Genomic DNA, 18,714 nt, shown 5'->3' on the forward strand with positions numbered 1-18,714 from the left:
AAGCGCAACACACAGCTAGGAGCAGTAGTGACCGGACGTCTCTTCACCTCTGAGTCGGTGACCGAGGGCCACCCCGACAAGATCGCCGACCAGATCAGCGACTCGGTCCTCGACGCGATGCTCGAGCAGGACCCGCACAGCCGGGTGGCCGTCGAGACCCTGCTGACGACCGGGCTCGTCGTGGTCGCGGGCGAGGTCACCACGACCGGGTACGTCGACATCAAGCAGAAGGTGCGGGACAAGATCCTCGCGATCGGCTACGACTCCTCCCACAAAGGCTTCGACGGCGCCTCGTGCGGCGTCATGGTCGCGATCGGCGGCCAGTCCGGCGACATCGCCCAGGGCGTCGACACCGGCCACGAGAGCCGCACCGGCTCCACCGACGCGATGGACAAGCAGGGCGCCGGCGACCAGGGCCTGATGTTCGGCTACGCCTGCGACGACACCGACGTCCTGATGCCGCTGCCGATCGTGATGGCCCAGCGCCTCGCCGAGCGGCTCACCGCGGTCCGCAAGGACGGCACGCTGCCCTACCTGCGTCCCGACGGCAAGACCCAGGTCACCATCGAGTACGACGAGGACAACCGTCCGGTCCGCGTCGACACCGTGGTGCTCTCCTCGCAGCACGACGAGGACACCCAGCTCGACACGCTCGAGGCCGACGTGAAGAAGCACGTGATCGACACCGTGCTCGCCTCCTTCGACCTGCCCTCCGAGGGGTACCGCCTGCTGGTCAACCCGACCGGCCGCTTCGTCGTCGGCGGCCCGATGGGCGACGCCGGACTGACCGGCCGCAAGATCATCGTCGACACCTACGGCGGCATGGCCCGTCACGGCGGCGGCGCCTTCTCGGGCAAGGACCCGTCGAAGGTCGACCGCTCCGCGGCGTACGCCATGCGCTGGGTCGCCAAGAACGTCGTCGCCGCCGGCCTCGCCCGGCGCTGCGAGGTGCAGGTCGCCTACGCGATCGGCAAGGCCCAGCCGGTCGGCGTCTTCGTCGAGACCTTCGGCACCGGCACGGTCTCCGACGAGGAGATCCAGCAGGCCGTGCTCGAGGTGTTCGACCTCCGGCCCGCGGCGATCATCCGCGACCTCGACCTGCTGCGGCCCATCTACGCCAAGACCGCGGCGTACGGCCACTTCGGGCGCGAGCTCCCCGAGTTCACCTGGGAGCGGACCGACCGCGCCGACGCCCTCAAGCGCGCCGTCGGCCGCTGATCGGGTGCACGACTCCCAATAGCGGCATTCCCCCCTAGGCACCCGGCTCGGGCCGGTACGCTGTCGCGTTCCCGCCCTGGTTGAGGGCGACTCGACCAGCTCCGACCAGGAGGCAAGGTGTCACTTCGGCATGCCATCGTCCGCCCCGTTCTCGCCCTTGCCGTCGCGGCCGGGGCCCTGGCCGCGGTCGGCGCACCGGCCGCCCAGGCGGCCGACCCGGTCGACCAGGCGCTCGCGCGCCTGGACGCCGACGCCGACCGTCCTCTGACCGTCCGTGGTCTCGGGAAGGACGGGACGGTCGACTTCATCGGGGTGCCCGCCAAGGCCGAGGTCGACAACCCCGCGGTGACGCCCACGACCTCGCCGGGCGCGGCCGCCGACGCGGCGATCCGCCGGTACGGCGCCGCGATCGGCGCCGCCCGACCGGGCACCACGCTCGAACGGGTCTCCGCGCGCCCCACGCCGGCGGGCGACGTGGCGCGCTATCAGCAGGAGGTCGACGGCGTCCCGGTGCTGGGCGGCCAGGTCGTGGTCAGCCTGCGTGCGGACGGCGAGCTGTCGTCGGTGCTCGCGGAGACCAGCGACGAGACCTCCGTCAACGACGCGAAGGTCGGCGTCGACGCCGCCGCTGCCCAGGCTCGTGCTGCGTTCGTCAAGGTCGCCGGACCCGGCGCGGGCGTCGACGTCCGATCGGAGGGACGGTGGCTTCTCGACGCGGGCCTGATCGGTGGCGACGAGGCGGCTCCCGCCAGGACGGTCTGGAGCTTCGAGGTCACCCGGAGCGTTGACGAGCGACGGATGATCCTCGTCGACGACCGCACCGCGGGCGTGCTGATGAACGTCGACCTGATCCATCACGTCCTCGACCGGGTGGTCTGCGACAACGACAACCTTCGCCAGCCAGACGACATCGCGTGCACCCCGGCGGGGGCCGCGCGCACCGAGGGCGGGCCCGCGAGCGGGGTCGCCGACGTCAACTCGGCCTTCGATCTCAGTGGGGTGGTCGCGGACTTCTACCAGCAGGTCGGTGGCTTCGACCTGACCGAACTGCTGGGGATCACCATCGGCGGCGAGAAGAAGCTCGCCTCCAGCGTGAACTGGTGCTACACCCGGGCCAGTACCACCTGCCCGTACAACAATGCGTTCTGGAACGGGTCGCAGATGTACTACGGCCAGGGCTACGCGGGCGCCGACGACGTCGTCGGCCACGAGATCACGCACGGGTTCACCGAGCGGAACTCCGGGCTCTTCTACTGGGGGCAGTCGGGTGCGATCAACGAGTCGATCTCCGACATCATGGGTGAGATCATCGACCACCGGCACGGCGTCGAGTCCGACGCCGACTGGGCGCTCGGCGAGGACGTTCCGGCATTCGCGCCAGATGGGTTGCGCAACTTGGCCGACCCGACGCTCTTCGGTGACCCCGACTCCACCTCGAGCCCCCTCTACAAGACGCCCGAGGGCGACACCTACCCCGACAACGACGGGGTCCACCAGAACTCCGGCGTCGGCAACAAGACCTCCTACCTGATCTCTCAGGGCGGGTCCCACAACGGCCAGAACATCACCGGCATCGACACCGGTGACCCCATGCTGACCAAGTCGGCGAAGCTGTGGCTGCTCGTCGACCAGACGCTGACCTCGGGCAGCGACTACGCCGATCTCGGCACGGTCCTGGGCCAGAGCTGCCAGGCGCTGCTCGCGAGCCCGGGCTCCGCGTTCACCGCTGCCGACTGCGCGGAGGTGCACAAGGCCACGGCGGCGACCCAGCTCAGCCAGACCCCGACGAACAACCCCCAGCCGGCCGACGCGACGATCGCGTGCCCGTCGGGCACTGCGGTGCGCGTGCTGTTCGACAGCGAGAGCGGTTCTCCGGCCGCGAAGATGACGGGCACCGGCTGGGATCGCGACACCACGATCAGCCATAGCGCCGGGGGCGACTGGGAGATCGGCAACCAGACCACCGTCGGCCAGTGGCCGCTGCGGACGACCGATGCCATCGCGCTCCCGCCCGGGCAGTCGTCCTTCCTCTGGTTCCAGCAGTGGCGGGTGCTCGAGTGGGAGTCCGGCTCCTTCTACGACGCCGGCACCGTCGAGGTGGACGACGCCGGCGATCCGGCGCCGGCCGTCGACGTGGCGTCCTTCCCGTGGGTCAACGGACCGACCGACACGATCGCCAACGGCTACAACAACCCGGCGGCGGGGAGGACCGGCTTCGGCGGCGACAGCCGGGGGTACGTCGCGAGCCGGGTGGACATCTCCTCGTTGCAGGGCACGACCGTGCGCCCCCAGTTCACGCTGAACACCGACTCTGGCGTCGGGATCGTGGGCTGGGTCCTCGACGACATCACGCTCTACACCTGCGACCCGATACCGCTGCCTACGACCCCGACCACGCCGATGCCGCCGCCCGCGACACCTGCGATCAGCAACACGAAGCTGCCGATCGTCTCGGGCAAGGCCCGGGTCGCGCAGACGCTGAAGGTGAAGGGCGGATCCTGGACGCCCGCGGCCGTCAGCCTGTCGTACCAGTGGCTGCGCTCGGGCAAGGCGATCGGCAAGGCGACCAAGGCCAAGTACCGGCTCACCACGAAGGACAAGGGCAAGCGGATCTCGGTGCGGGTGACCGCCACCAAGTCCGGGTACACCACGGGCTCGGCGATCTCCAAGGCGACCGGCAAGGTCAAGGCCAAGAAGCCGAGCAAGAAGTCGAACAAGAAGTCGAAGCGGTAGCGGGAGCCGCCGCCTCCGGGACCGGGCGACCACGTCGGCCGGCCCTGGTAGAACTGCGGCCATGACGCCCGCGCCCGAGGAGCACCCCGAGTTGCTCCCCGGCCTGGTCCGGGCCTCGGTCCAGGCCTCGCGGTCCAAGGCCCGGGCCACCCGGGAGCGCCGGGCCGCGGAGGCGGAGCCCGCCGCGGTCGACCCGGTGGCCCGGGTGCTGGTCGACGTGCCGCTCGCCCATCTCGACCGCACCTTCGACTACGCCGTGCCGGCGGCGCTGGCCGACGACGCGGTGCCGGGCGCCCGGGTGAAGGTGCGGTTCGCCGGGCAGGACGCCGACGGCTTCGTGATCGCGCGCGGTCGCGAGAGCGACCATGCCGGTCGGCTGTCGCCGCTGCGCCGGGTGGTCAGCCCCGAGCCGGTGCTGCACCCGCAGATCGCGGCGCTGGCCGGCGAGCTGGCCGAGCGGTACGCCGGCACCCGCTCCGACGTGCTGCGGCTCGCGATCCCCAACCGACACGCGACCACCGAGAAGGAGCCGTCCCCGCCCGCCGGACCCTGGCACCACGACGCGGCCGCCGGCGCGCGCGCCTGGGAGGGCCACGAGCCGGGCCCAGCGTTCCTGCGCCACCTGAGCACGGGCGGCAGTCCTCGGGCGGTCTGGACGGCCGCGCCGGCGACCGACTGGCCGCTGCTCCTCGCGCACGCCGCCGCCGCGACGTACGCCGGCGGCCGGGGCGTCGTCATCTGCGTGCCCGACGGCAAGGACGTCGCGCGCCTCGACCGGGCGCTCACCGCGGTCCTCGGCGAGGGGCAGCACGTCACGCTGACCGCCGACTCCGGGCCCGCGCAGCGCTACCGCGACTTCCTCGCGATCAGCCGCGGTGCGCGCCGGGTGGTGGTCGGCACCCGCGCGGCGGCGTTCGCCCCGGTGCCCGACCCCGGCCTCGTCGCCATCTGGGACGACGGCGACGACCTGCACGCCGAGCCCCGCGCGCCGTACCCCCACACCCGCGAGACGCTGCTGCTGCGCGCGGAGCGGGCGGGGGCGGCGGCGCTGATCGGCGGATTCGTGCGCACGGTGGAGTCGGCCTACCTGCTCCGCACCGGGTGGGCGCAGGAGATCGCGGCCGACCGGGCGGAGGTACGCCGCCGGCTGACCGTCCAGGTCGCCGGCAACGAGACCGCCCGGTCCCATGGTGGCCGCATCCCGCGCGAGGTGCACCTCGCGGTCCGCGACGCCCTGGAGTCGGGGCCGGTGCTCGTGCAGACCCCACGACTCGGCTATGTCAACGTCCTGGCCTGCGAGCGCTGCCGCACGCCCGCGCGCTGCCAGGCCTGTCAGGGTCCGTTGGCGCTCACGGGTCCGGCGACACCGCCGGCCTGCCGCTGGTGCGGCACGGCCGACGAGGCGTGGGCCTGCGCCGAGTGCGGTTACCGCGGCCTGCGGGCGCCGATCCTCGGTGACGCGCGCACGGCCGAGGAGCTGGGCCGCGCGCTGCCCAACACCCGCGTCCGCACCAGCTCGGGGGACACGGTGCTGGCCACGGTCTCGGCGGTCGAGCAGGTGGTGGTCGCGACCCCCGGCGCGGAGCCGGTCGCCGAGGGCGGGTACGCCGCCGTCGTGCTGCTCGACACCTGGCTGCTGCTCTCGCGCATCGACCTGCGCGCGGGCGAGGAGGCGCTGCGCCGGTGGGCGAACGCCGCCGCGCTGGTCCGGCCCGGCGGGCGGGTCGTCGCGGTGGGGGATCCCGCACACCCGACGCTGCAGGCGCTGGTGCGCTGGGACCCCGCCGGCCACGCCGACCGCGAGACCGAGGAGCGGCTCACCGCGCATCTGCCGCCGGCCAGCCGGCTGGCCACGATCACCGGCGAGCCCGGCGCGGTCGACGACGCGCTCACGCTGCTGGCCGCCCCGCCCGCGGCCGAGGTGCTCGGCCCGGTGGACCTGGCCGAGGGGGAGAGCCGGGTCGTCGTCCGCGTGCCCCGTGCCGAGGGCCTCGCGCTGTCCCGCGCGCTCGGCGAGCTCCAGCGGGTGCGCTCGGCGCGCAAGCTCGACGCCGTGCGCGTGCAGGTGGATCCGCCCACGCTGTGAGTGCCTCACTAGACTTGGCGCTTCCGCCCGCACCACCGAGGAGATCCGTGGCCATCCAGCCGATCCGCCTGTTCGGCGACCCGGTCCTGCGCAAGCCCGCGATCGAGGTCGTCGACTTCGACAAGGAGCTGCGCCGCCTCGTCGAGGACCTCACCGACACCATGATGGGTGCGCCCGGGGCCGGCCTCGCCGCGCCGCAGATCGGCGTCGGGCTGCGCGTCTTCACCTGGTACGTCGACGGCGAGCTCGGCCACCTGGTCAACCCCCGGCTGACCCTGTCGGCGGAGACGCAGCACGGACCCGAGGGCTGCCTGTCGATCCCCGATCTCAGCTTCGACTGCACCCGGGCGCTGTCCGTGGTCGCGCACGGCTTCGACATGCACGGGGAGCCGGTCGTGATCGAGGGCTCCGAGCTGCTCGCCCGGGCGATCCAGCACGAGACCGACCACCTCGACGGCGTGCTGTTCGTCGACCGGCTCGACACCGACGCGCGCAAGGCGGCGATGCGGGCGATCCGCGAGGCGGAGTGGTTCGGGCTCGACCAGCCGACCGTGAAGGTCTCGCCGCACGCCACCAACGGACTGGGGTTCTGAGCCGCATGCGTGTCGTCTTCGCCGGCACCCCCGAGGTCGCCCTGCCCGCACTCGACGCCATCGCGGACTCCGCCCATGACCTGGTCGGCGTCGTCACCCGGCCCGACGCGCCCTCCGGGCGCGGTCGCCGGCTCACGCCTAGCCCGGTCGCCCAGCGGGCCGAGGAGCTCGGCGTACCCGTGCTGAAGCCGGAGCACCCGCGCGACCCCGACTTCCAGGACGCGCTGCGCGCCTTGGAGCCCGACTGCTGCCCGGTCGTCGCCTACGGCGCGCTGCTGCCGCAGTCGGCGCTCGACATCCCGCCGCACGGGTGGGTCAACCTGCACTTCTCGGTGCTCCCGGCCTGGCGCGGCGCCGCCCCCGTGCAGCACGCGATCTGGGCGGGCGACGAGGTGACGGGCGCGACGGCGTTCCGGATCGTCAAGGAGCTCGACGCCGGACCCACCTTCGGCGTGATGACCGAGCGGATCCGGCCCGGAGACACCGCCGGCGACCTGCTCGGGCGGCTCGCCGAGGGCGGCGCCGGCCTGCTGGTGGCGACCCTCGACGGTCTCGACGACGGCTCGATCGAGGCCCGGCCGCAGCAGGTTGAGGGCGTCTCGCTCGCGCCCAAGATCACCGTCGAGGACGCCGAGGTCGACTGGGACCGGCCGAGCGTCGCCGTGGACCGGCAGATCCGTGCCTGCACCCCCGCCCCCGGCGCCTGGACGACCTTCGGCGGCGAGCGACTCAAGCTCGGCCCCGTGACGCTCACCGAGGAGCGACTTCAGCCCGGGGCGCTCGAGGTCCGCAAGAGCGAGGTGCTCGTCGGCACCGGCACCCACGCCGTCCGGCTCGGTGACGTCAAGGCCTTCGGCAAGCGGCAGATGCCGGCCGCCGACTGGGCCCGGGGGCTCCGCCTGGAGAGCGGCGCGAGCCTCGGAACATGAGTCGTCGGGCGCGGGTCGACCCCGCACGGCTGGTCGCGTTCGAGGTGCTCAAGGCCGTACGCGTCGACGACGCCTACACCAACCTGGTGCTGCCCTCGCTGCTCAGGCGACACGGTCTGACCGGCCGGGACGCGGCGTTCGCCACCGAGCTCGCCTCGGGCACGATCCGGTGGCGCGGCTTGTACGACGCGGTGCTCGCCGCCTGCGTCGACCGGTCGCTGGCCAAGGTCGAGTCGAAGGTGCTCGACGCGCTGCGTCTCGGCACCCATCAGCTGCTCGCGATGAGGGTGCCCTCGCACGCCGCGATCAGCACCACGGTCGACCTGGTGCGCGACCGCGTCGGCGCCGGGGCGGCGGGCTTCGCGAACGCCGTGCTGCGCCAGGTGTCGCAGCACGACCGCACGGCCTGGGTCGCCCGGGTCGCGCCCGATCCCGCGACCGCGTGGAGCCACCCCGGCTGGGTGGTCGACGAGCTGCGGGCCGCCCTCGGCGGCGACGAGGAGCTCGCGGCGCTGCTGGCCGCCGACAACGAGCCGCCCCGGGTCACGCTCGTGGCCCGGCCCGGACGAGCCGACCGCGGCGAGCTGCCGGGGGAGCCGACCGCGCTCTCGCCGTACGGCGTGGTGCTGGCCGGCGGCGACCCCGGCCAGGTGCCGGCGGTCGCCGACGGGCGCGCCGGCGTGCAGGACGAGGGCTCCCAGCTGGTGGCGATCGCCGCGGCGGCCGCGCCGGTCGCGGGACCGGACGCGCGCTGGCTCGACCTGTGTGCCGGCCCGGGCGGCAAGGCGGCGCTGCTCGCCGCACTGGCCGCGGAGCGGGGGGCCTCGGTGGTCGCCTCGGAGCGGCAGCCGCACCGCGCCGGGCTGGTCCGCAACGCGCTCGCCGGCGCCGCCGGCGTGACGGGTGTGGTCGCGGCCGACGGCACCGCCGCGCCGTACCGGCCGGCGACGTTCGACCGGGTGCTCGTGGACGCCCCCTGCACCGGGCTCGGGGCGCTGCGGCGCCGGCCGGAGGCGCGCTGGCGCCGCCGACCCGCCGACCTCCCCGGGCTGGTCGAGCTCCAGCGGCGGCTGCTGACCGCCGCCGTCGAGCTGGCGCGCCCCGGCGGGGTCGTGCTCTACGCGACCTGCTCGCCGGTGCTCGCCGAGACCCGCGACGTCGTCCAGGCGGTGCTGGCCGCGCGCGACGACGTCGCCCTCGAGGACGCCGGCGATCTGCTGCCCCCGGTCGCCGACGCCGCCGGCCCGTTGCCGGGCACCGTGCAACTGTGGCCGCACCGGCACGCGACCGACGCGATGTTCCTGGCGCTGCTGCGCCGTCGGTGATCGGCTACCGCCTCCAGACCGGGTCGTAGCGCAGCGCGGCGGTCAGCTCGTCGACGATCCGCGGCGGCACCTCCGGGCCGGCCTGCACGGTCACGAAGTAGTTCTCGCCGGTGTGCACGACCTGGCTCGCGGGCCGGTCCGGGTCGCCCCCCGACCAGGAGGCGAGGTCCGACCGCGGCCGGACGTTCACGCTGAGGACGTAGCCCTCCTTGTGCGCCGAGAACTTGTCGTCGGCGGGCGTGCCGAGTCCCCAGCCGCTCGACGACGGGTCCACGTGCACGGGGAGGGCCTGGGCCAGCAGCTCCAGCTCGACGCTCCGCGAGGGCGGGTCGAGGCGCCCCAGCTTGTCGAGGGTCACGGTCTCGCCCGCCGGTGCCGAGGCGTCCGGCTGGGTGGCGAACCCGGGCGCCGAGCCCGCCGTCCCACCGCCGCCGAGCGCAGAGCCGACGATGCCGGCCATCGCGACGCTGACGGCCGCTACGCCGACGGACGCGGCGGCGGTACGACGACGTCGTAGCCTCGTGCCGGCGCGGGTGGAGACGCTGAGCAGCCGGTCGAGGTCGGGATGCTCGTCGGCGACACGGTCCCGCAGGGCGGTGCCGAGGCCGCCGGAGAGGTCGAAGGGAGCGTGATCGGTCATGAGGAGGTCCTCTCGGTCAGGTCGGCGTCGAGCAGCGGTCGCAGCCGCTGCAGCGCGCGCCGGGAACGGGTGCGGACGGCCGTCTCGGAGATGCCGAGGTCGTGGGCCGTGTCGGCCACGCTGCGGTCCTCCCAGTAGCGCAGCACCAGCACCGCCCGGTCGTGCGGCGACAGGGCGGCGAGCGCGTCGAGGAGGTCGAGGCGGGTCGTGGGGTCGACCGCGGGCACGGAGCGCCGGGTGGCCGGCTCCGACCCGAGGTGGGGGTCGGCCGGCAGCTCGCTGTTGCGGCGCAGCCGGCGGTGTGAGAAGTACGTGTTGAGCAGCGTCCGGCGCGCGTAGGCGAACGGGTCGTCGGCCCGCGAGACCCGCCGCCAGGAGGCGTAGACCCGGGCGTACGTCGACTGGGTCAGGTCCTCGGTCAGGTGGTGGTCACCGGTGAGCAGCAGGGCCGCGCGGTGCAGCCGCGGCCCGGTCGCCCGCACGAACTCGGCGAACTCCTCGGCATCGTTCCTCGTCACACCCGATCAGACTCCTCGACCACCCGATTGCGTGACACCGGTCCTCGGGTCAGTCCAGGACGTGCCGGAGGTAGCGCCGCGGCGCCTCCAGGTAGGCGCGCCAGTGCTCGACCAGCTCGAGCTCCTGCCACGTCGTACGCCGCACGCCCCAGTCGCCCACCTCGAGGATCGTCGCCCCCGGCATCGCCGCCAACACCGGGGAGTGCGTGGCGCACAGCACCTGCCCACCGGACTCGACGACCCTGCCCAGCGCGCCGATCAACGCCAGCGTCGAGGAGAACGACAGGGCGGCCTCGGGCTCGTCGAGGCAGTAGAAGCCCGGGGAGTCGAAGCGGGTGCGCAGCACCTCCAAGAACGACTCGCCGTGACTCATCTCGTGGTATCTCGGCCCGCGCGGGGCGCCCGGCGGCAGGCTCTGGCCAGCGTCCTCGTAGAAGGTGTACCAGCCGTGCATCGTCTCCGCGCGGAGGAAGAACCCCCACCGCGGTGCGCCCAGGCCCCGCTGCAGGCGAAGCGCGTCGCCCAGCGGGGACTCGCTCACCCGGGTCGAATGGTGTCCCTGGGCGGAGCCTCCCTCGGGCGACAGGCCGTACGCCGCGGCCACGGCCTCGACGATCGTCGACTTGCCCGACCCGTTCTCGCCGACCAGGAAGGTCACGAACGGCGACAGCTCCAGGCCCTCCCGGGCGAGCTGCGCGACCGCGGGGATCGTCATCGGCCACGTGTCGCGCGACAGGGACGACTCCACGTCGACCCGGACGACCGGGGGCTGGTCGAAGTCCATGTCCGAACCGTAGGCGGTGCCACGGCCTAGGGTGGCGACATGCCCTCCAAGCCGCCCGCGGTCGAGATCGAGGTCGACAACCGGGTGGTGCGGGTGACCAATCCCGATCGCGTCTACTTCCAGGAGAGCGGCGCCACCAAGCTGGACCTGGTCGAGTACTACCTCGCGGTGGGCCCGGGGATCGTCAACGCCCTGTGGGAGCGGCCCTGCATGCTGCACCGGTTCCCCAAGGGGCTGGCCGGCGACAAGGTGCACCAGAAGCGGCTCCCGGCCGGCGCGCCGCCGTGGGTCGAGACCGTCCGGCTGTTCTTCCCGCGCTGGTCGCGCACCGCCGACGAGCTCTGCGTCACCGAGCTCGGGTCGGTGATCTGGGCGGTGCAGATGTCGACCGTCGAGTTCCACCCCTGGAACAGCCGCCGCGAGGACACCGAGAAGCCCGACGAGTGGCGCATCGACCTCGACCCCGGTCCGCTCAGCGACTACGACCAGGTCCGGCGGGTCGCCCACGTCGCGCACGAGATCCTCGACGAGCTCGGCGCGGTCGGCTACCCCAAGACCAGCGGCAGCAAGGGCATGCACGTCTACGTGCGGATCCGGCCCGACCACGGCTTCAAGGAGGTACGCCGGGCCGCGCTCGCCTTCGCCCGCGAGGTGGAGCGCCGGGCCCCCGACGACGTCACCACGCTGTGGTGGAAGAAGGACCGCGACCCGCACCACCTCTTCGTGGACTACAACCAGAACGCGCGCGACCACACGATCGCCGCGGCGTACTCGGTGCGCGGCCTGCCCGACGCCCGGGTCTCCACGCCGATCCGCTGGGACGAGGTCGACGACGCCGACCCCCGCGACTTCACCATCTTCACCGTGCCCGACCGCTTCGCCGAGCTGGGCGACCTGCACGAGGACATCGACGACCACGTCTTCGACATCGCGCCGCTGCTGGAGTGGGCCGACCGCGACGAGGCGCAGGGCGCGGAGCCGCCGGCCGAGCCGGAGGAGTGAGTGGAGCGGGGGTTTCGAGCTCAGGCGCCAGGGCGCCTTCGCACCTCAACCACCGTGCCGGTGGTTGAGGTGGTTGCGCTGGCGATCGTCTCGAAACCACGGTCCGGCCGCTCACGGGGGGTCGAGGCTCGGGCCCGGCGGCCTTCGCACCTCAACCACCGTGCCGGTGGTTGAGGTGGTTGCGCTGGCGATCGTCTCGAAACCACGGTCCGGCCGCTCACGGGGGGTCGAGGCTCGGGCCCGGCGGCCCTCGCACCTCAACCACCGTGCCGGTGGTTGAGGAGGTTGCGCTGGCAATCGTCTCGAAACCACGGTCCGGCCGCTCACGGGGGGTTTGAGGCTCAGGCGCCAGGGCGCCTTCGCACCTCAACCACCGTGCCGGTGGTTGAGGAGGTTGCGCTGGCGATCGTCTCGAAACCACGGTCCGGCCGCTCACGGGGGGTCGAGGCTCAGGCGCCAGGGCGCCTTCGCACCTCAACCACCGTGCCGGTGGTTGAGGAGGTTGCGCTAGCAACCGTCTCGAAACCACCGCCGCGTGATCAGCCGCTGATCTCGGCCATCCGCAGCCGCACCATCTCGGTGAGCACGTCGTCCGGCACCGGCTGGTCCGGCGTGCACTGCACCCCGCCCTTGGTGAGCGTGAAGCCGGCCAGCCGATCGCGGACCGCGTCGACCACCTCGGGGCTGAACGGATAGACCCCGACGTGCGCCGTGGCCCGATGGAGGCCGAGCAGCGGCTTGCCGCGCAGGCGCCAGGCGGGCATGCCGTACGACGTACCCTCCTCGGCGTCGGGCGCGACGCCCAGCACGAGGTCGCGGACGTGGTCGTGGAGCTCCTCGTAGGTGGCCACGGACCGACGCTAGCCGCTCACTAGACTCCGGCGCGTGACCCACATCCAGATCACGCCGAGCATCCTCAACGCCGACTTCGCCCGGCTCGGGGAGGAGGTCGCCCGGATCGGCAGCGCCGACTGGGTGCATGTCGACGTGATGGACAACCACTTCGTGCCGAACCTGACCTTCGGCCCCACCATGGTCGAGGCGCTGGCCCGCTCCACCGACCTCCCGCTCGACGCGCACCTGATGATCGAGGACGCCGACCGCGAGGCGCTGGCGTACGTCGACGCCGGCTGCGGTTCGGTCACCTTCCACGTCGAGGCCGCCAAGGCGCCGGTGCGGCTGGCCCGCGAGATCCGCGCCGCGGGTGCGCGCGCGTCCATGGCGCTCAAGCCGGCCACGCCGGTCGACCCCTACGAGGACCTGCTGCCCGAGCTCGACATGCTGCTGATCATGACCGTCGAGCCGGGCTTCGGCGGCCAGAAGTTCCTCGACCTGTGCCTGCCCAAGATCCGCCGCGCCCGCGAGCTGATGGCCAAGCACGGGGTCGAGACCTGGCTCCAGGTCGACGGCGGGGTCAGCCTCGAGACCATCGAGCGCTGCGCCGAGGCGGGCGCCGACGTGTTCGTCGCGGGCTCGGCGGTCTACTCCTCCGACGACCCCGACCGGATGATCGGCGAGCTGCGCGCGAAGGCGGCGTCGGCCGCGGGCTGAGGCGGCGACGCCGAAATCGAGGCGACGCGCCCGCTGCCGTTGGGCACACTGACCCGGTGCTCCTGACGATCTCCACCACCCACGTCCCGGCGACGGACCTGGGCTACCTCCTGCACAAGCACCCGGACCGCGTGCAGGAGTTCCGTCAGTCCTTCGGCACCGCCACCGTCCTCTACCCCGAGGCCACCGCCGAGCGCTGCACGGCCGCGCTGGTCCTCGACGTCGATCCGGTGCGCCTGGCCCGCTCCCGCACCAGGTCGCCCGACTTCAGCCTGGCGCAGTACGTCAACGACCGGTCGTACGCCGCCTCCTCGCTGCTCGGCGTCGCGCTCGCCGACGTGTTCAGCACCGCCCGCGCCGGCATCTGCAAGAGCCGCCAGGAGCTCGCCGACACCCCGATCCCGCTGGAGCTGCGGATCCCGGTCCTGCCCTGCCGGGGCGGTGCCGAGGTCGCCCACCGGCTCTTCGAGCCGCTCGGGTGGAGCGTCGAGGCCGAGCCGATCCCGCTCGACGACGACCTCGACTGGGGCGACTCCCGCTACGTGCGGCTGCAGCTGGCCGGCACGGTGCGACTCGCCGACGCGCTCAACCAGCTGCACGTGCTGCTGCCGGTGCTCGACGAGTCCAAGCACTACTGGCAGGCCGCCGACGAGGTGGACAAGCTGCTCCGCTCCGGCGGCTCCTGGCTCGTCGACCACCCCGAGCGCGAGCTGATCACCCGCCGCTACCTCGGCCACAGCCGCCGCCTCGCGGCCGACGCCCTGGGCCGGCTGGCCGAGATCGGCGACGACCCGGAGGCGGCCTTCGAGCCCCAGCCGGTCGTGCGGCCGGTGGCGCTCAATGTGCAGCGCCACGACGCCGTCCTCGCGGTGCTCGACGAACTCGGTGCCCGCTCGATCATCGACCTCGGCTGTGGCGGCGGTCGGCTGCTCCAGCGACTCGTCGAGCGTCCCGCGCTCGACCGGATCGCCGGCGTCGACGTCTCGTCCCGGTCGCTGCGGATGGCCGGTCGCCGGCTGGGGATGGACCGGATGGGGGAGCGGCAGGCGGCGCGCATCACGCTCTTCCAGGGGGCGCTCACCTACACCGACGCGCGCTTCGCCGGGTACGACGCCGCCGTGCTGATGGAGGTCGTCGAGCACGTTGATCCCGAGCGGCTGCCGGCGTTCGAGCGGGTGGTCTTCGGGCGGGCCCGGCCCGGCGCGGTGGTCCTCACCACGCCCAACAGCGAGTACAACGACCTCTACGAGGGCCTTGTCGGCCCCCGCCACCCCGACCACCGGTTCGAGTGGACCCGCGCCGAGTTCGCCGCCTGGTGCGACCGGGTGTGCGCCGAGCACGGCTACACCGTCGAGATCCGGGGGATCGGCGACGTCGACCCCGACCGCGGCGCGCCGACACAGCTGGGGGTGTTCCGCCGTGCGTGAGATCAACGTCCCCGCCCTCGGGCTGGTGCTGCTCGTCGGCGTGTCCGGCAGCGGCAAGTCGACGTTCGCGGCCCGGCACTTCCTGCCGACCCAGGTCGTCTCGAGCGACTTCTGCCGCGGTCTGGTCGCCGACGACGAGAACGACCAGGACGCGACGCCGGACGCGTTCGACGTCCTCAACTACATCGTCGCCGCCCGGCTCCGGCGCGGCCTGCTGACCGTCGTCGACGCCACGAACGTCCAGCGCAACGCCCGCGCCGAGCTCGTCCGGCTAGCCAAGGCACACGACGTGCTCGTGGATGCGATCGTCCTCGACGTACCCGAGGCGGTCGCGATCGCCCGCAACGAGGCGCGCCCGGACCGGGCCTTCGGCGGCCACGTCGTCACCCGTCAGCAGCGCGACCTCCGCCGGTCGATGAAAGGACTGCGCCGCGAGGGATTCCGCAAGGTCCACGTGCTCGGACCCGACGAGATCGACGACGTGACGATCGGCCGCGAGCGCTCCTGGAACGACCGCCGCGACCTCACCGGGCCGTTCGACCTGGTCGGCGACGTGCACGGCTGCGCGTCGGAGCTGCGCACGCTGCTTGCCGACCTGGGCTGGGAGGTCGAGTACGACGAGCACGGGCGCGCCGTCGGCGGTCGGCACCCGGAGGGCCGGACGGCGGTGTTCGTCGGCGACCTGGTCGACCGCGGCCCGGACACCCCGGGCGTGCTCCGACTGGTGATGGGCATGGTCGCCGCGGGCACCGCCCTCTGCGTGTCGGGCAACCACGAGGCGAAGCTGGTGCGTGCCCTGCGCGGCGCCGACGTGCGGCGCACCCACGGCCTCGCCGAGTCACTGGAGCAGCTGGCGGGGGAGAGCGAGGAGTTCCGGCAGGCCGCGCTGGGCTTCATGGACGGCCTGATCAGCCACTACGTCCTCGACGGCGGGCGTCTCGTCGTCGCGCACGCGGGCCTCAAGGAGGCCTATCACGGCCGCGCGTCCGGGCGGGTCCGGGCGTTCGCGCTGTACGGCGACACCACGGGCGAGACCGACGAGTTCGGGCTGCCGGTGCGCTACCCCTGGGCGCAGGAGTACCGCGGCTCCGCGACGGTCGTCTACGGCCACACGCCGGTCCCCGAGGCCGAGTGGGTCAACAACACGATCTGCCTCGACACCGGCGTCGTGTTCGGTGGCCACCTGACCGCGCTGCGCTACCCGTCCCGTGAGCTCGTGCAGGTGCCGGCGGAGCGGCAGTGGTTCGAGCCGGTGCGTCCGCTCGCCGCCCCGACGGCCGACCGCGAGGCCACCGCGCTCGACATCGAGGACGTCGCCGGCGACCGGTGGCACGACACCGAGTTCGGCGGCCGGGTGAAGGTGCCGGCGGAGAACGCCGCAGCGGCGCTGGAGGTGATGAGCCGCTTCGCGGTCGACCCGCGCTGGCTGGTCTACCTGCCGCCGACGATGGCGCCGGCGCCGACCGCGACCGTCGACGACCTGCTCGAGCACCCCGCGCAGGCGTTCGCCGACTACGCGAAGGCCGGCGTGCGCGCCGTCGTGTGCGAGGAGAAGCACATGGGCTCGCGGGCGATCGCGGTCCTCGCCCGCGACGCCGACGGCGCCGAGCGCCGGTTCGGGGTGGCCGACGGCACCACGGGCGCCGTCCACACCCGCACCGGCCGGGCCTTCTTCGCCGACCGCGCGGTGCAGGCCGCGCTCGTCGACCGCGTGCGCGACGCGATGGCACCGCTCTTCGACGAGCTCGACAGCGACTGGCTGGTGCTCGACTGCGAGCTGCTGCCCTGGTCGGCCAAGGCGCGGGGGCTGATCGAGGAGCAGTACGCCGCGGTCGGCACGGCCGCGCTGCACGCGCTGCCCGCGCTCGCCGACGTGCTCGCGACGGCGGGCACCCGGGGACTGGACGTCGGGGCCCTGGCTCGGCGTACCGACCGCCGGCTCGCCAACGCGCGGGCCTTCCGCGACGCCTACGTGGCCTACGTGCGCCCGACCGACGGGCTCGACGGCGTGACGCTGGCGCCGTTCCAGGTGCTGGCCGCCGAGGGCCGGCTGCTCGCCGTCGAGGAGCCGCACCCGTGGCACCTCGAGCGCCTCGGCAGGCTCACCTCGCCGCTGCTCACGCCCACCCGGCACCGCCACGTCGACCTCTCGTCGGCGGCCGACCGCGACGCCGCGACCCGGTGGTGGACCGAGCTCACCGGCGCCGGCGGCGAGGGCATGGTCGTGAAGCCGGCCCACCCGGTCGGCCGGGGCGTGCAGCCCGGGCTGAAGGTGCGCGGGCCGGAGTACCTGCGGATCGTCTACGGCCCCGACTACCGCGACGCGGTCGACGAGCTGCGCAACCGCAACCTCGCCCGCAAGCGGGGCCTCGCCGAGCGCGAGCACGCCCTCGGGATCGAGGCGCTGCGCCGGTTCGTCGCGGGCGAGCCGCTGTGGCGCGTCCACGAGGCGGTGTTCGGCGTCCTCGCCCTGGAGTCGGAGCCGGTCGACCCGCGACTGTGACGGGACCCACGCGGCCGCGTCGGGCGTGCTGTGGCACACTCGACCCGACGAGTTCTCGAACTCGCGTGCTCTGGGGTCGGTGAAATTCCGAGCCGGCGGTGACTGGCCGAGAGGCCGGAAGTCCGCGACCCGGTCACAGCCAGTGACCGGTTGACCAGGTGGAACTCCTGGACCGACGGTCAAAGTCCGGATGGGAAGCGCACGCTGGGTGGGGCCCGTCGAGCCGCGCGCTCGACCTCCACCCGTCAGCCCCGGAGTCCGCGACCGGACACGAGGGGCAGGACGACGATGAGCGGGCGCTTCACCGCAGCCGAGCGGGCCGCCATGCGGCGCGCTCTCGAGCTCGCGGCCACCCCGGGCGTCCCGCTGGGTCCCAATCCCCGGGTCGGCTGCGTGCTCGTCGACGAGCACGGCGAGACCGTCGCCGAGGGTCACCACCGCGGCGCCGGCACCCCGCACGCCGAGGCCGACGCGCTGGCCCGCGCGGGTGGCCGGGCCCGGGGCGCGACCGCGGTGGTGACGCTCGAGCCGTGCAACCACCACGGCCGCACCGGCCCGTGCGCAGAGGCGCTCGCCGAGGCCGGCGTACGTCGGGTGGTCTTCGCCCAGCCCGACCCGAACCCCGTCGCGGCCGGCGGCGCCGAGGCGCTGCGCGCCGCCGGGGTCGAGGTCGAGTCGGGACTTCTGGCGGTCGAGTCGGGACTTCTGAACCGCGCCTGGGCCTTCGGCGTCGAGCACGGCCGGCCCTTCGTCACCTGGAAGTTCGCGACCACGCTCGACGGCCGCAGCGCCGCCGCCGACGGCACCAGCCGCTGGGTGAGCTCGCGGGCCGCGCGCCTCGACACCCACCGCCTTCGCGCGCTGTGCGACGTGATGCTGGTCGGCAGCAACACCGTCGCGGTCGACGACCCGCTGCTCACCGTGCGCGACGAGCACGACCGGCCGCTCGACCACCAGCCGCTGCGGGTCGTCATGGGGGAGCGCGAGCTCGACCCCGGCCGCCGGATCTTCAACGCCCGGTATTCGCAGGGTGCGGCGAGCCTCCACCTGCGCACCCGCGACCCGAGGGTCGCCCTCGAGCAGCTCTACGCCCGCGACCGCCAGCACGTCTTCCTCGAGGGCGGCCCGACGCTGGCGGCGGCGTTCCTGCGCGCCGGCCTCGTCGACGAGATCGTCGTCTACGTCGCGCCGATGCTGCTCGGCGCCGGACGCAGCGCCGTCGCCGACCTCGGAATCACCACGATCGCGGACGCGTTCCGTCCCCGCGTCGTCGACATCACCGTGCTCGACGGCGTCGACGGCGAGCAGCCCAACGTGCGGGTCACCCTGGCCCCCACCCGCACGGTGGTTGAGGAGGTTGCGCAGCAACCGTCTCGAAACCCCGTGCCCCGAGAGGAGACCTGAC

Annotated in this window: 15 protein-coding genes and 1 riboswitch; of the genes, 11 read left to right on the forward strand and 4 right to left on the reverse strand. The window is 73.6% G+C overall.

The features are described from left to right. Window positions 1–27 precede the first annotated feature (27 nt). The 6 genes from metK to FHU40_RS20940 all read left to right on the forward strand — a co-directional run bounded on the left by metK (window position 28) and on the right by FHU40_RS20940 (window position 8,884). Complete coding sequence (gene metK / locus FHU40_RS20915; protein WP_183594284.1) at window positions 28–1,218, forward strand: methionine adenosyltransferase; 1,191 nt, start codon at window positions 28–30, stop codon at window positions 1,216–1,218. 117 nt (window positions 1,219–1,335) lie between these two features. Beyond that, entirely contained in the window at window positions 1,336–3,951 is a 2,616-nt protein-coding gene (locus FHU40_RS20920; RefSeq protein ID WP_183594285.1) for a M4 family metallopeptidase, read from the forward strand. Between the two features lie 61 nt (window positions 3,952–4,012). Next, entirely contained in the window at window positions 4,013–6,037 is a 2,025-nt protein-coding gene (locus FHU40_RS20925; RefSeq protein ID WP_183594286.1) for a primosomal protein N', read from the forward strand. Between the two features lie 47 nt (window positions 6,038–6,084). Beyond that, the gene (gene def, locus FHU40_RS20930) at window positions 6,085–6,630 is read left to right on the forward strand and encodes a peptide deformylase (RefSeq protein ID WP_183594287.1); all 546 of its coding nucleotides are present in this window, start codon (window positions 6,085–6,087) and stop codon (window positions 6,628–6,630) included. Between the two features lie 5 nt (window positions 6,631–6,635). Then, window positions 6,636–7,559 carry a methionyl-tRNA formyltransferase gene (gene fmt / locus FHU40_RS20935; RefSeq protein WP_183594288.1) on the forward strand — a complete coding sequence of 308 codons (924 nt, stop codon included), beginning with the start codon at window positions 6,636–6,638 and terminating at the stop codon, window positions 7,557–7,559. Further along, a complete protein-coding gene (locus tag FHU40_RS20940; protein ID WP_183594289.1) occupies window positions 7,556–8,884 on the forward strand; it encodes an RsmB/NOP family class I SAM-dependent RNA methyltransferase in 1,329 nt (442 codons plus the stop codon). Before fmt ends, FHU40_RS20940 begins: the two co-directional genes overlap by 4 nt. 4 nt (window positions 8,885–8,888) lie before the next feature. Here FHU40_RS20940 and FHU40_RS20945 read toward each other — a convergent pair whose 3' ends face one another. Genes FHU40_RS20945 through FHU40_RS20955 form a run of 3 tightly spaced genes read right to left on the reverse strand, consistent with a single transcriptional unit; the run spans window position 8,889 to window position 10,826 of the window. Next, a complete protein-coding gene (locus FHU40_RS20945; protein WP_183594290.1) occupies window positions 8,889–9,524 on the reverse strand; it encodes a hypothetical protein in 636 nt (211 codons plus the stop codon). After that, the gene (locus FHU40_RS20950) at window positions 9,521–10,042 is read right to left on the reverse strand and encodes a SigE family RNA polymerase sigma factor (RefSeq protein WP_183594291.1); all 522 of its coding nucleotides are present in this window, start codon (window positions 10,040–10,042) and stop codon (window positions 9,521–9,523) included. Before FHU40_RS20950 ends, FHU40_RS20945 begins: the two co-directional genes overlap by 4 nt. A gap of 49 nt (window positions 10,043–10,091) precedes the next feature. Further along, entirely contained in the window at window positions 10,092–10,826 is a 735-nt protein-coding gene (locus FHU40_RS20955; protein WP_183594292.1) for an AAA family ATPase, read from the reverse strand. A gap of 39 nt (window positions 10,827–10,865) precedes the next feature. Here FHU40_RS20955 and ligD point away from each other — a divergent pair, with 39 nt between their 5' ends. Next, window positions 10,866–11,828: a non-homologous end-joining DNA ligase gene (gene ligD / locus FHU40_RS20960; RefSeq protein ID WP_183594293.1), complete on the forward strand. Its 963-nt coding sequence runs from the start codon at window positions 10,866–10,868 to the stop codon at window positions 11,826–11,828. A 539-nt stretch (window positions 11,829–12,367) separates the two neighbouring features. On the opposite strand, the gene FHU40_RS20965 is transcribed toward ligD, so the two are convergent. Continuing rightward, on the reverse strand, window positions 12,368–12,679 hold the full coding sequence (locus tag FHU40_RS20965) for an iron chaperone (protein WP_183594294.1): 312 nt from the start codon (window positions 12,677–12,679) through the stop codon (window positions 12,368–12,370). A 34-nt stretch (window positions 12,680–12,713) separates the two neighbouring features. Here FHU40_RS20965 and rpe point away from each other — a divergent pair, with 34 nt between their 5' ends. From rpe to ribD, 4 genes are all read left to right on the forward strand, one after another. Continuing rightward, a complete protein-coding gene (rpe, locus tag FHU40_RS20970; RefSeq protein WP_183594295.1) occupies window positions 12,714–13,379 on the forward strand; it encodes a ribulose-phosphate 3-epimerase in 666 nt (221 codons plus the stop codon). Between the two features lie 56 nt (window positions 13,380–13,435). Beyond that, window positions 13,436–14,806, forward strand: a complete 1,371-nt coding sequence (locus FHU40_RS20975) for a 3' terminal RNA ribose 2'-O-methyltransferase Hen1 (RefSeq protein ID WP_183594296.1) — start codon at window positions 13,436–13,438, stop codon at window positions 14,804–14,806. Next, a complete protein-coding gene (locus tag FHU40_RS20980; RefSeq protein ID WP_183594297.1) occupies window positions 14,799–17,309 on the forward strand; it encodes a polynucleotide kinase-phosphatase in 2,511 nt (836 codons plus the stop codon). Before FHU40_RS20975 ends, FHU40_RS20980 begins: the two co-directional genes overlap by 8 nt. 61 nt (window positions 17,310–17,370) lie before the next feature. Continuing rightward, a riboswitch (FMN riboswitch) is annotated at window positions 17,371–17,516 on the forward strand. Between the two features lie 81 nt (window positions 17,517–17,597). After that, the gene (ribD, locus tag FHU40_RS20985) at window positions 17,598–18,713 is read left to right on the forward strand and encodes a bifunctional diaminohydroxyphosphoribosylaminopyrimidine deaminase/5-amino-6-(5-phosphoribosylamino)uracil reductase RibD (RefSeq protein ID WP_246391239.1); all 1,116 of its coding nucleotides are present in this window, start codon (window positions 17,598–17,600) and stop codon (window positions 18,711–18,713) included. The last annotated feature ends 1 nt before the right edge of the window (window position 18,714 follow it).

The sequence above is a fragment of the Nocardioides soli genome (assembly GCF_014191495.1).
Lineage (GTDB): Bacteria > Actinomycetota > Actinomycetes > Propionibacteriales > Nocardioidaceae > Nocardioides > Nocardioides soli.

Excerpts from the sequence above, each read along its gene's own strand:
- ribD (WP_246391239.1), top strand. The coding sequence starts at position 17,598 with ATGAGCGGGCGCTTCACCGCAGCCGAGCGGGCCGCCATGCGGCGCGCT.
- FHU40_RS20940 (WP_183594289.1), top strand. The coding sequence starts at position 7,556 with ATGAGTCGTCGGGCGCGGGTCGACCCCGCACGGCTGGTCGCGTTCGAG.
- FHU40_RS20945 (WP_183594290.1), bottom strand. The coding sequence starts at position 9,524 with ATGACCGATCACGCTCCCTTCGACCTCTCCGGCGGCCTCGGCACCGCC.
- ligD (WP_183594293.1), top strand. The coding sequence starts at position 10,866 with ATGCCCTCCAAGCCGCCCGCGGTCGAGATCGAGGTCGACAACCGGGTG.
- fmt (WP_183594288.1), top strand. The coding sequence starts at position 6,636 with ATGCGTGTCGTCTTCGCCGGCACCCCCGAGGTCGCCCTGCCCGCACTC.
- FHU40_RS20925 (WP_183594286.1), top strand. The coding sequence starts at position 4,013 with ATGACGCCCGCGCCCGAGGAGCACCCCGAGTTGCTCCCCGGCCTGGTC.
- FHU40_RS20955 (WP_183594292.1), bottom strand. The coding sequence starts at position 10,826 with ATGGACTTCGACCAGCCCCCGGTCGTCCGGGTCGACGTGGAGTCGTCC.